Genomic DNA, 11,955 nt, shown 5'->3' on the forward strand with positions numbered 1-11,955 from the left:
TCACGAACCTTTACGATCTATTAATTTATTAAAGCCCAAAATCACAAGCATCATTACTACAATGAGTGTCGCACCATAGGCAACCGCCATTCCATAATCGCCATCTTCTACACGGTTTAAAATATAGGCGGTCGCCACTTGCGTATTCGGCGTAACCAAGAAAATGATCGCACTCATTGTAGTCATTGAACGAACAAAACTAGTCACCAATGCTGAAAGCAACGCTGGGCGAAGCAGTGGCAAAATAATAAACAGAAACGTTTTAAACGGGCTAACTTTAAGCGATTTAGATGCTTGTTCAAGATTCACATCAATTTGTGCCAGCCCTGCTATGGCGGAACGCATCCCAATTGGCATATTTCTCGTCACCATGGAGAGCACAATAATCACGGCTGATCCCATAAGGTAAATCGGTGCATCGTTGAATGCCATCACATAAGAAACGCCGGCTACCGTGCCTGGAATCGCAAAGCAAAGCAAGGCGATAAATTCAAAAAAGGATTTGCCTTTGAACTGTACGCGCGTAGTTAAATAGGCGATCAATACGCCAAACAGCGCCGTAATGGGCGCAGCACAAAGTGCAAAAATCAGCGTATGAATCAGCGATGGAAAACCACCAAAATCCAAGCCTTGCCCAAATAAACGGAGATAATGCTCAAGCGTAAAACTGTGGTTCACGCCCCAATTGACCACAAAACTCCCAAAGAAAATCGAACCGTATAAAACGGCATTAAACGTAATCCAGATAAGCAAAATGCAAGAAATCAACCATTTTAGACCGCTTGCAAGAGGCAAATGACTCGTTTGATTACCTTTGCCCACTAAGGTTTGATAAGAGCGTTTGCCAAGCCATTGATATTGAATGAAAAAAATCGCCAATGAAAAGGCAAGTAAAATCACGCCCATTGTGCTTGCGGTGGTGTAATCGGGCTGTGAACCAACGATATAAAAGTAAATTTGGCTTGCTAATACATCATAATTTCCGCCTAAAACAAATGGCGTGCTGAAATCGGAAAGTGATTGGATAAAAGTAATCAAAAAGGCATTCGCCAAAGCGGGTTTCAACAGCGGGAATAAAATATGACGGAAAGTTTGGCTTGGCGAGCTTTTGAGGCTGTAACTCGCTTCTTCCAAATTAGCAGGAATAAATCGCAACGCCCCTTCAATAATCATAAATGCCATTGGCGTAAGGGCAAGCGTATGCGACAGCAAAATACCATTAAAACCATAAAGCCAGTTTTTGTTGATGCCGAACTGTTCAACTAAAAAATAGGTAATCATACCATTTCGCCCCATCAATAGCACCACACCTAACCCGACAACAAAAGGCGGAGTCACAATCGGTAAGATTGAGAATAACTTACTGATAAATTTCGTTTTTTTAGCAATGCGAGTGGTGTAAAGGGCAAAGCAAAGCCCGAAAAAAGTAGAAAGCAGCCCAACGCTTGCAGAAACGCCAATGGACTGCCAAATTACTTTGAGTAAATGCGGTTGTTGGGAGATTCTAAAGGCTTCATCAAGCGAAAATTTGCCATTAATATAGACAATTGTACTTAAAATTGAAAACATTGGGAAAAGGATGAAAGTACAAAGGACAATCAGGCTCGCAAGCAATGCACCAATAATAAAGCGATCGCCCCGTAAAATGCCAAGTCTGGCAATGTTTTCGGTGAATAAAATAAAAATGGAGAGAAATAAAAAGAGCGTTGCGTAGCCAAAACTGGTTGCAGTGAGTTTTGCTGAGAGAAAAATCAGCCCTAAAAAGGCGACTAAAAAGCCGATTTTAGCTTTTGGATGTTTAAAAAATACAATTGCCAATAAAGGTAAAAACCAAAGCCATGTGATATTAACGCTACGCCAGCCTATTGCTGCCAAAATTTCTTTTGCGCTGGAATCAAAAAGCCCATAGTGCAACGCCTGTGATGGAAACACGAGAAAGGCAAGCAAGGGCAAAATCAACCAAAATCGGGATTGGGTAGAAAACATCGGTATTAACGTTATATTTGCTCAAAGAGAAAGCGGTTAAATTTCTTCAAAATTTTGTAAATTCTAACAAAAATTTAACCGCTTGCGGGAAAATAAGGCTATTTAGCAAGTTTATCGCCTAATTTTACATCTTCCACCCACTTATTGATCAGATATTTTCCTTCTTCACTTGAGCCAAATTTATCGAAATCGTATTCCACAAAATCTAATTTTTCCGCATTTGGCATCAATGGCGAAACCTCAGCACCGACAACGGATGGCAATTGATAAAGGTGATGCTCTCGCCAAGGTAATTCTTGGATCTCCTTGGTAAGCACAAAGTCTGCGAAGAGTTTAGCATTATCTAAGTTACGAGCATTTTTCACGATACTGGTTCCGCCTAATGCGTAACCCACTTTGCCTTCTGGAATCACATATTCAATTGGATTGCCTTTCTCTTTTTCAGTAATGTAGGCGTGTGTAAAACCAATGCTTTCGGCAACTTCACCACGCACAAGATTAGAGGTCACTAGGTTACTTTTTGGATATTGTGAAATATTGGCATCCAATTTTTTAAGGTAGTCAAAGGTTTTTTCTTCGCCCCAAAGTGAGATAAGGGTTGCCATAATGGTATAGGTTGTGCCAGATGAGCGAGGATCTGGAATTTGCACTTCGCCAGCTAACTTCGGATTGAGTAAATCTTCCCATTTTTTTGGCATCTCAAGTCCAAGAGCTTTTAATTTCTCGGTATTTATCCCTAGGCCAAGAACTAGCATATAGGTTGCAGAAGTATAGTTTCCTTTGTCCGATGCCATCAATTTTTGGAATTGTGGCAAAATGCTTGCCTGATTTTTCGGGCGATATGCTTCTAATAAACCTAATTCAGCCGCTTGAAAGTGGGGTTCGATCGTACCACCATACCAAACATCAGCTTGCGGATTTGATTTTTCAGCTTTTAATTTGCCTAAAATCGTGCCAGTACTCATTTGAGTAAAGGAAGTTTGCACATCATATTTTTCAGAGAAGCGTTTTGCTACATCTTCACACAATGCATTTTGCACCGTGCAATAAATGGTTAAACGCCCTTCTGCTTGTACATGATGAGAGGCAAGTAGTGCCGTTGTGGCTAAGCCTAAAGAACAAAGTAAAGATTTTAATTTGAGTTGCATATTCACGCTCCAAGGATGTTGTGTATATAAAAGTGAATGGGGTGGACTGTATCACATAGGTTGGGAGTGTCAAGTATTGGTTTTATTCCATTCATATATTTAAAAACCAACAATGCGATCTTTTTTTAGGCAGTTAAACATAAAATAACGATAAATTGAGATTTTTTATTTGACTTCATTTTGATAATCCGTAAAATGCACCTCGTTGTTTCGCACAACACTCCAAATGCGGGAATAGCTCAGTTGGTAGAGCACGACCTTGCCAAGGTCGGGGTCGCGAGTTCGAGCCTCGTTTCCCGCTCCATATTTATCATCTTACGGCGTGTTAGCAAAGCGGTTATGCACTGGATTGCAAATCCATGTAGCTCGGTTCGACTCCGGGACACGCCTCCATTTTAATTGACTTTAAATTTTCATATAGAATCAATTAGCTAATTACTAGCATAAAACATCTATGTTTTCATACCTACTAAAAAGGCATATAAAACCTAATTATCCCATATGCCTTTAATGTCAAATAAACATTACAATCTTATTTATTTTCAGTTGTAGATTCAATCACAGCTTTTTGCTCTGGCGCAGCTTCGTATTTTTTAATTAACTCAGCTTCTAATGCCTTTCCCTCTTTCGCCACTTGATCTAATTTCGCTTGTAATTCGCTAAAAATTTTATGCGATGCTTCTGTTGGCTGCTGAGCTACTTTTTCTCCTTCTGCCATCAATTGTATGCCCAATGCTAAGGCTTCTAAAGATTTTTCTTTAAGTTGTTTCACTTTCTCATCAGTAATTTGCAAAGTATCTGCACTTTGTTTAATCGCATCAGATTGAGCTAATAACGCTCTATTCATTGCATCACGCAATAATTTTTCATCTTTTGCTTTGTCGCCTAGTTTTTCTACTTCAGCGGTAATTGCATTTTCGATACCTTGTTCTTGAGTTTTTTGCCATTCACGGAATTTTTTGTAATCTTCTGCCCCCGCGTCTACTACTTCAGCAGTTTTCTCCTCGGCGTTCACTTCCGTTTTTTCTTGATTGCTTGGTGCAGTTTCTGGTTTTGTTTCTGTTTGGGCTGCTGGTGCTGTGTTTACAACATTAGATGTTGTTTCTACCGGTTTATCACAAGCGGTTAAAAGTGCAGATAATAATGCAATCGCACTTAATGTTTTTAATTTAGTCATATGAAACCTCAAAAAAATGGCTAGCGAAACACTAGCCATTGTTATTATTATTTGAATCTAAAATTATTCGCCGAAAGTTTGTTGTAATTCAGCTTGTAATTGTTGTAGCACATTGCCTTCTTGGATAAGTTTCTGTGTTTTCTCTGATAATGCCTTTTGTGATTCAGGTGTTGGCTGAGCCATCACTTTTACAGAATCTGCTACGATTGAGCTTGATAAAGTTAAAACTTCTTTTGTTTTTGCTTTAAATGCAGCAACTAATGGGCTTTTCACCTCTACCGCATCTAAAGTTTTTACTGTTTCATCTACAGTTTTTATAAATTCAACTAATGCTACTTCTATTTTTTGGGGATCATTTGTTGCTAATTCAGTTTGAAGTTTTTGTTGAGCGGAATCTGCTGCTTGCTCTTGTGCTTTGTTCCAATCTAAGATTTTTTGTAAATCTGCTTTACCTTGAGCTAACTCTTCTGCACTTAATTGCACCGCTGGTTTTACAGTTTCAGTTTGAGCAGGTGATTGAGCTTGCGCTGCTGGTGTTGCGGTTTCAGTTTGAGCAGGTGATTGAGCTTGTGCTGCTGGTGTTGTGGTTTCAGTTTGAGCAGGTGCTTGAGTTTGTGCTGCTGGTGCTGCATCTGCTTTTGGTGTTTCAGCGGCTTTATCAGCTGGTTTATCACAAGCGGTTAAAAATAATGCAAATAATGCTGTTGCACTGATTTTAGTAAATTTAGTCATTTAAGTTTCCTTTGTCTAAAATAAATATTCCTCAATAGAGAGGTTTCTATATTGTACGCTGTATAGACCGACTTTCAAAACGAATGTTCCGTAAAATCTTGTATATTTATGTAAATTTAGGCTTTTTTGTGATGCTTTTCCAAACTACGGTGGCGAATTTGCACTTTTTTACCTTTCGCTTGGAAATATTTTGCGAGTTGTTCCGTCACAAAAACAGAGCGGTGTTTTCCTCCCGTACACCCAATGGCTATGGTCAAATAACTTCGGTTGTTTTTTTCAAGCGCAGGCAACCACATTTCTAAATAGTTGCGTGTTTGATAAATAAATTGATGCACCTCTGTTTGTCGCTCTAAAAAATCAATCACAGGCTGCTCAAGCCCCGTCATTGGGCGAAGTTCTGGGTTCCAATGCGGATTAGGCAAGAAACGCACATCAAACACATAATCTGCATCAGCTGGCAAACCATACTTAAAGCCGAAAGATTCAAATACGATATTTAGCTCTTTCTCTTGATGCCCTTGTAACAATGTTCTTAAATTTTCTGCCAGTTCGTGTGAAGAAAGATGGGTGGTATCAATAATATAATTAGCTTGTTGAAGCAATGGTTCTAGCAGGCGTTCTTCCAAATCAATCGCACTTTCGAGAGATAAATCTTGGCTCGAAAGCGGATGCAATCGGCGAGAATCACTATAACGGCGAATAAGCGTGCTTCGCTCGCAGTCTAAGAACAACAATTTCACGTAATAAGGTGAAAGTTTAGCAAATAGTTCATCTAAAACTTTTGCATCTTCGGGCAAATTTCGAACATCAAGGCTCACAACAGCTGATTCTCTTGACTTCGAGAGATACTCTGCTAATTGAGGGATTAACGGAAGCGGAATGTTATCCACGCAGTAATATCCGACATCTTCTAATGCACGTAATGCAACCGATTTGCCCGAACCTGAACGCCCACTAATAATGATAAGTTCCATAATCCCCCCACCAACTACTCTTCTGTTTCTGATTGTCTATCAATATATGCCAAAATCTGCCAGATTTCATCTGCCGATTGTGCCGTTCTGAGCTGCTTAGCTAATGCTTTATCGCTAAGTTTTTGGGCAATTTGTTGCAAACAGCCTTTGTATTTTTCACAACAGCCTTCAGGAAACATCATGGCATAAACCAAATCAACCTCTTTATTATCGCTCGCCTCATAATCAATGGACTGCTCTAATTTAAAAAAGAGAGCGATAGGTTGATTAAGTTCTTCACAATCAGAAGGCAGTTTTGCGTGTGGTAATGCAATACCATTACCGATGCTTGTAGAACCTAATTTTTCGCGTTTGAACAAATTTTCAAAACAGCTCACAGGGCACATTTCTTTTGTATTAAGACTGTATTCTAACTGGAGAGATTCAGCAACCGTTTTGCCCGCTAACTCTAATAAGCGTTTTTTACTTGAAACGACCACATCACAATAAATATGTTCTGGCGTTAAAAATTCTGTTAATTGCATAAGAAAAGTGCCATTGAAATTCAATGGCATTCGTTATTGGAAGAATTAAAGTTTAAACTGATCACCTAAGTAAACTTCTTTTACTTTCGGATTTTCAAGCACTTGGCTTGGTGTACCTGTCGCAATCATTTCACCACTACCCACAATATAAGCACGCTCACACACATCAAGCGTTTCACGCACATTATGGTCGGTAATCAACACACCTAACCCACGTTCTTTTAGATTGACGATAATTTTTTTAATATCGATAACCGAGATTGGGTCCACTCCTGCAAAAGGTTCATCTAACAAGATAAATTGCGGATTAGCCGCCAGTGCGCGAGCAATCTCCACGCGACGGCGTTCCCCCCCTGAGAGTGCTTGTCCAAGACTGTTGCGGATATGCTCAATATGAAATTCTGAAATTAACTCATCAGCACGTTCACGGCGCTGTTTATCATTCAGATCTTTACGCACTTGCAACACTGCCATCAAGTTATCATACACACTTAAACGGCGGAAAATGGAGGCTTCTTGCGGAAGATAGCCGATCCCTTGTTTCGCACGATCGTGCATAGGTAGCGAGCTAATATCTTCGTGATCAATACGAATTGTACCGTTATCATGGCGAACTAAGCCCACCACCATATAGAATGAGGTAGTTTTACCCGCCCCATTCGGACCAAGTAATCCCACAATTTCACCCGTGTTTACGTGAAAGCTCACATCTTTCACTACATTACGATTTTTATAGCTTTTCGCTAAATGTTCTGCATAGAGCGTTGCCATAACTTTCCTATTTTTTATTCTGATTTAACTGATTTGGAATAAGTACGGTTTTCACGCGTGTTTTTCCACCGCTTGTTGCTTTAAGCTGCTGTTTTTTTACATCATAAGTGATTAACGGTGCCTTAATAAAGCTATCTAATTGCTTCAATTCCGCATCACCCGTTAAAGTTAAAAATTCGCTGTTCAAATCATATTTTACGCTTGAGCCTTTCCCGTTTACAGGCTTACCATCATCAAGAGTTTGTTGGAAAGTAACAGGAGAGCCTACCGCATCTAATGTCTCTTTTTTACCTTCTTGACGAACGATTGTCACTTTATTCGCTTTCACAATAATTGAACCTTGTGTAATGGTAACACCATCAGCAAAAACGACCGTGTTCGTATTCATATCTAATGATTGACTGCCTGAATCAATGTTAATTGGCTGATCAGTATCATTTTTTAGTGCTTGAGCCGATAAACTCACACCTAATAAAGCGGTTAAAATGGTTGTTTTTATTGCAAATTTCATTGTTTTTCCTTCTCTTGCTCATTTGCCACTTTAATGACTGTCGGCTCAATATAGCTTTTCACATCTTTTAGCAAGGTTGCCACTTGCTGTTTTAAATTTCCTTTCAGCCCAACGCCGGTGGTGGTAAAACCTAAACCTTGCGATTTAACTTCGCTATCGGTAAACACATCTTGCGTAGTTAAATTAACTGAAAGATGATCTGTTTCAATACGTTGTAATTTTGAAGTTGGCTCAAGAGCTTGTAGTGTTACATGACCAGAAAGAGTCAAAATTCTCTCCGCGTTGATTTCTGCGTGTTCTGCACTCAATTTCCACTGCTTTAAAGCGGTCAATTTATCAAATAAATTAACTAACGGGTTTGTAAATTCGGTTTTTTCGCTCTCTTCATAACGCTTGATCTCTTCTGCTTCAGCGTAATATTCTGGTTTGCCTTCTAAATCAAACACCGAAGTAGACATTCGATTACCTGTGTAATCTGGCATTCCTTCTTTTTTAATCAGATTATCTAGTCCGTTTGTCTCGTCTTTGGCTTGATATTGCATCCAGCCTAGCAAGGTAGCCACAATCACCAATAGCAGGGCAGTTATTCGTTTATTCATATCCCATACCTATAAATTTAACGCTAAATCATAACATAATTTTGATATTCATACAGAGAGTTAGTTCAGGGATTTTGTAAATTTTGTGAAAAAACTAACCGCTTGTAAGTTTTTTAATACTTACAAGCGGTTAGTTTGCACAGTAATTTTACTAAATTCTAACCCGTATTTCGCATCCCTGCTGCAATCCCTGTGATAGTAATCATCAAGGCTTGTTCAAGTTCTGGATCTGGGTTCTCTGTTTGGCGTAAACGGGCAAGCAACTCAACTTGTAATAAGTTAAGTGGGTCGGTATAAACATTACGTAAGGCGATAGAATCGGCAATCCAAGGTAAATCACCCATTAACTGACCATCGCTCGATAGTGCAAGAATGGTTTGAATATCCTCACTCAATTGCGTACGAAGATTTTGCCCTAGTCGTTGCAACTCTTTAGCGACTAAGCGTTGATCATAATATTCTGCCAACCATAAATCTGCTTTTGAGAACACCATTTCAAGCATACCGATACGAGTTGAGAAGAATGGCCACTCTTTACTCATCTCTTTAAGTGTTGCTTCGTCGCCTGCTTCAATCATTTTACGCAGTGCCGCACCCGCACCAAGCCACGCAGGCAACATTAAGCGGTTTTGCATCCATGCAAAGATCCAAGGAATGGCACGTAAGCTTTCCACACCACCGTTAGGGTTGCGTTTTGAAGGGCGTGAGCCAAGTGGTAATTTAGCTAACTCTTGCTCTGGCGTTGCCGCACGGAAATAAGGCACGAAATCAGGTTCGCCACGTACCACGCCACGATAAATTTCGCATGAAATTTCTGAGCCTTTATCCATTACATCACGCCAGCTCTGTTTAGGCTCTGGCGGCGGAAGTAAGTTCGCTTCTAACACCGCACTCGCGTATAAATTCAAGGTATCAACAGCCACTTCTGGCAAGCCAAGTTTAAAGCGAATCATCTCACCCTGTTCTGTTACACGTAAGCCTGATTTGAGCGAACGAGGAGGTTGAGATAAAAGTGCCGCATGCGCAGGTGCACCACCACGCCCCACTGTACCACCACGACCGTGGAATAAAACGAACTCAATATTATGTTTTTCCGCCAAATTCACTAAGGCTTCTTGTGAGCGATATTGTGCCCAAGAAGCGGCTAACATTCCCGCATCTTTTGCAGAATCGGAGTAGCCGATCATTACCATTTGGTAGTTATTGATAATGCCACGATACCAGCCGATATTGAACAAATCGGTCATTACTTTTTCACTGTGATCCAAGTCGTCCAATGTTTCGAATAGCGGAGCAACGGGAATCGTATATTTACAGCCTGCTTCTTTGAGCAATAAATGTACTGCTAATACATCAGATGCTTCACGTGCCATAGAGATCACATAAGCTGAAATCACGCCTTCTGGCTGCTCAGCGACAACTTTGCAAGTATCTAAAATTTCTTGCGTTTCTGGACTTGGTGTCCAATTGGTTGGAATGAGCGGACGGCGCGAGCTTAATTCACGCACTAAGAACGCCTGTTTATCATCTTCGGTCCATTGAGAATAATCGCCTAAACCAATATAGCGAGTAATTTCAGCAATCGCCATTTCGTGTCGAGTACTCTCTTGGCGAATATCTAAGCGTGAAAGGCTTAAACCAAAGCAACGAATACGACGTAAGCAATCCAATAAGCCACCGTTAGCGATAATACGCATTCCGCAAGCGTGCAGTGATTGGTAGCAATCGAAGAGTGGTTCCCACAACTCTTCATCGTTAAATAGCACGTCCTCTTTGTTAATAGTAGCAGGCTTGTCTTCGATTAACTCGCCAAAATAAGTTAAAGTATTTTGTAATTTGCTGCGTAAACCTTTAACCACAACACGATACGGCTCGATATGGTCGCCATATTTTTCACAGAATTCAGGCGTACAATTGACAACAGAAAGTTCTTCAGCTAAATCGCTGATATCGTTTAAGAAGAGTTCCGCTGCTTTCCAGCGATTCATATAGAACACTTTACGGGTTACTTCCGAAGTCACAAATGGGTTACCATCGCGGTCGCCTCCCATCCAAGAAGAGAAACGCACTGGAGCGAGTGCCACATCGTGCTGCACGCTAAAATATTTTTCTAATTGGAAATTCAACTCACGGCAGAAATCGGGCACCGCTGTCCAAAGGCTATTTTCAATGATTGCCATTCCCCATTTTGCTTCATCAATTGGCGTTGGGCGAGCAGCACGAATTTCGTTGGTGTGCCATGCAAGTGCGATTAACTGCATTAAACGGCGTTGTAAGCAGAATTTTTCACCCTCGGTTAAATCATCGTGTTCTAATTGCTCTAAACATTTGTTGATCTCAACGTGTTTATGCACTAAAGAACGACGGGTTACTTCGGTTGGGTGAGCCGTTAAAACCAGCTCAACGAGTAATTTTTCAACGGTTTGAATGACTAATTCAACAGGCGTATTTTGCGCTTTCAAGCGGGCGAAAAGTGCACCTAAAGCGCGATTACCTAAGGTTTCATCATAGTCGTGACGAGAAATCGTTTGATATTGTTCTGCAATATTGGTGAGGTTTAAGAATTGGCTAAACGCACGAGCCACAGGTAAGACATTTTCAGTTGAAATATGAGCGAGTTTATCCAGTAACTGCTCTCGGGCTTGTTCATCGCCGCTACGAGATTTTTTTGAAAGCTGACGAATACTCTCAATCAGATCTAAAATTTCGCTTCCTTGTGCTTCCCGAATCGTTTCCCCTAAAAATTCGCCCAACATATGAATGTTTTGACGCACGCCAGAATGAGGTTGGCTCATAATATTTCCTCTTTGATTTTGAAAATTAACTGAAAGTAGATATATCGAATTTGAGTTAAAATTTCAACCTAGAATTTTTTTATTTATGAAAAAAATGATAAAACGCAAATTTTCTCTTTTTTAGTTTTTTCATTGCGTTTGTTTTGTCCTACTCGCTCTGCTATGATACGCCCGTTTTATTTACTGATAAGGACAAAAAATGATTACATTACACACTAACTTTGGCGACATTAAAATCGCGTTAAATTTTGAAAAAGCCCCGATTACAGCAAAAAACTTTGAAGATTACTGCAAAGAAGGCTTCTACAACGGTACGATTTTCCACCGTGTTATTGATGGCTTTATGATTCAAGGCGGCGGTATGACTTCTGGCTTAAAAGAGAAAGCAACTAAAGCCCCAATTGAAAACGAAGCGCACAATGGTTTAAGCAACAAACGCGGTACGCTTGCAATGGCTCGCACTTCAGACCCACATTCAGCGAGTTCACAATTCTTTATTAACGTGGCAGATAACACCTTCTTAGATTATCGTGCAAAAGAGATGTTTGGTCGCCAAGTGGTTCAAGAATGGGGCTATGCAGTATTCGGTGAAGTGGTTGAAGGGATGGATGTTGTTGATAAAATCAAAGGCGTGAAAACAGGCAATAAAGGTTTCCACCAAGATGTGCCTGTTGAAGAGGTAGTGATTGAGTCTGTGAGTGTAGAGTAAGTTCAGATTTCTCCTAGAGCTTTTTCCCT

At 40.3% G+C, this 11,955-nt stretch carries 11 protein-coding genes and 2 tRNA genes; 3 read left to right on the forward strand and 10 right to left on the reverse strand.

What is annotated here, in order from left to right:
• Together DPV92_RS01330 and DPV92_RS01335 are read right to left on the reverse strand one after the other, a co-directional pair.
• Nucleotides 1-1,986: an ABC transporter permease gene (locus DPV92_RS01330; protein WP_111353311.1), complete on the reverse strand. Its 1,986-nt coding sequence runs from the start codon at nt 1,984-1,986 to the stop codon at nt 1-3.
• A 98-nt stretch (nt 1,987-2,084) separates the two neighbouring features.
• Nucleotides 2,085-3,134, reverse strand: a complete 1,050-nt coding sequence (locus tag DPV92_RS01335) for an ABC transporter substrate-binding protein (protein ID WP_111353312.1) — start codon at nt 3,132-3,134, stop codon at nt 2,085-2,087.
• Between the two features lie 228 nt (nt 3,135-3,362).
• Here DPV92_RS01335 and DPV92_RS01340 point away from each other — a divergent pair.
• A tRNA-Gly gene (locus tag DPV92_RS01340) sits at nt 3,363-3,438 on the forward strand.
• A 15-nt stretch (nt 3,439-3,453) separates the two neighbouring features.
• A tRNA-Cys gene (locus DPV92_RS01345) sits at nt 3,454-3,527 on the forward strand.
• A gap of 139 nt (nt 3,528-3,666) precedes the next feature.
• Here DPV92_RS01345 and DPV92_RS01350 read toward each other — a convergent pair.
• The 8 genes from DPV92_RS01350 to ppc all read right to left on the reverse strand — a co-directional run bounded on the left by DPV92_RS01350 (nt 3,667) and on the right by ppc (nt 11,217).
• Entirely contained in the window at nt 3,667-4,311 is a 645-nt protein-coding gene (locus tag DPV92_RS01350; RefSeq protein ID WP_111353313.1) for a lipoprotein Hlp, read from the reverse strand.
• Nucleotides 4,312-4,374: 63 nt separating this feature from the next.
• Entirely contained in the window at nt 4,375-5,043 is a 669-nt protein-coding gene (locus DPV92_RS01355) for a lipoprotein HlpB (RefSeq protein ID WP_111353314.1), read from the reverse strand.
• A gap of 116 nt (nt 5,044-5,159) precedes the next feature.
• Entirely contained in the window at nt 5,160-6,017 is an 858-nt protein-coding gene (rapZ, locus tag DPV92_RS01360; RefSeq protein ID WP_111353315.1) for an RNase adapter RapZ, read from the reverse strand.
• A gap of 14 nt (nt 6,018-6,031) precedes the next feature.
• Complete coding sequence (locus DPV92_RS01365) at nt 6,032-6,541, reverse strand: PTS sugar transporter subunit IIA (RefSeq protein ID WP_111353574.1); 510 nt, start codon at nt 6,539-6,541, stop codon at nt 6,032-6,034.
• A gap of 45 nt (nt 6,542-6,586) precedes the next feature.
• A complete protein-coding gene (lptB, locus tag DPV92_RS01370; RefSeq protein WP_111353316.1) occupies nt 6,587-7,312 on the reverse strand; it encodes an LPS export ABC transporter ATP-binding protein in 726 nt (241 codons plus the stop codon).
• A gap of 7 nt (nt 7,313-7,319) precedes the next feature.
• Nucleotides 7,320-7,823, reverse strand: coding sequence for a lipopolysaccharide transport periplasmic protein LptA (lptA, locus tag DPV92_RS01375; protein WP_005706872.1), 504 nt, complete (start codon nt 7,821-7,823; stop codon nt 7,320-7,322).
• Nucleotides 7,820-8,422 carry an LPS export ABC transporter periplasmic protein LptC gene (lptC, locus tag DPV92_RS01380; RefSeq protein ID WP_111353317.1) on the reverse strand — a complete coding sequence of 201 codons (603 nt, stop codon included), beginning with the start codon at nt 8,420-8,422 and terminating at the stop codon, nt 7,820-7,822. The genes lptA and lptC overlap by 4 nt, the downstream gene beginning before the upstream one ends.
• Nucleotides 8,423-8,580: 158 nt before the next feature.
• Complete coding sequence (gene ppc, locus DPV92_RS01385) at nt 8,581-11,217, reverse strand: phosphoenolpyruvate carboxylase (protein WP_111353318.1); 2,637 nt, start codon at nt 11,215-11,217, stop codon at nt 8,581-8,583.
• A 199-nt stretch (nt 11,218-11,416) separates the two neighbouring features.
• Between ppc and DPV92_RS01390 the strand changes: the two genes are divergently transcribed.
• A complete protein-coding gene (locus tag DPV92_RS01390) occupies nt 11,417-11,926 on the forward strand; it encodes a peptidylprolyl isomerase (RefSeq protein ID WP_111353319.1) in 510 nt (169 codons plus the stop codon).
• Nucleotides 11,927-11,955 lie beyond the last annotated feature (29 nt).

Source organism: Pseudohaemophilus paraphrohaemolyticus (assembly GCF_003253115.1).
GTDB classification, from domain to species: Bacteria; Pseudomonadota; Gammaproteobacteria; order Enterobacterales; family Pasteurellaceae; genus Haemophilus_A; species Haemophilus_A paraphrohaemolyticus_A.

Coding starts and splice junctions, on each gene's coding strand:
- lptA (WP_005706872.1), bottom strand. CDS start 7,823: ATGAAATTTGCAATAAAAACAACCATTTTAACCGCTTTATTAGGTGTG.
- lptC (WP_111353317.1), bottom strand. CDS start 8,422: ATGAATAAACGAATAACTGCCCTGCTATTGGTGATTGTGGCTACCTTG.
- ppc (WP_111353318.1), bottom strand. CDS start 11,217: ATGAGCCAACCTCATTCTGGCGTGCGTCAAAACATTCATATGTTGGGC.
- DPV92_RS01330 (WP_111353311.1), bottom strand. CDS start 1,986: ATGTTTTCTACCCAATCCCGATTTTGGTTGATTTTGCCCTTGCTTGCC.
- DPV92_RS01390 (WP_111353319.1), top strand. CDS start 11,417: ATGATTACATTACACACTAACTTTGGCGACATTAAAATCGCGTTAAAT.
- DPV92_RS01365 (WP_111353574.1), bottom strand. CDS start 6,541: ATGCAATTAACAGAATTTTTAACGCCAGAACATATTTATTGTGATGTG.
- lptB (WP_111353316.1), bottom strand. CDS start 7,312: ATGGCAACGCTCTATGCAGAACATTTAGCGAAAAGCTATAAAAATCGT.
- DPV92_RS01355 (WP_111353314.1), bottom strand. CDS start 5,043: ATGACTAAATTTACTAAAATCAGTGCAACAGCATTATTTGCATTATTT.
- rapZ (WP_111353315.1), bottom strand. CDS start 6,017: ATGGAACTTATCATTATTAGTGGGCGTTCAGGTTCGGGCAAATCGGTT.
- DPV92_RS01335 (WP_111353312.1), bottom strand. CDS start 3,134: ATGCAACTCAAATTAAAATCTTTACTTTGTTCTTTAGGCTTAGCCACA.
- DPV92_RS01350 (WP_111353313.1), bottom strand. CDS start 4,311: ATGACTAAATTAAAAACATTAAGTGCGATTGCATTATTATCTGCACTT.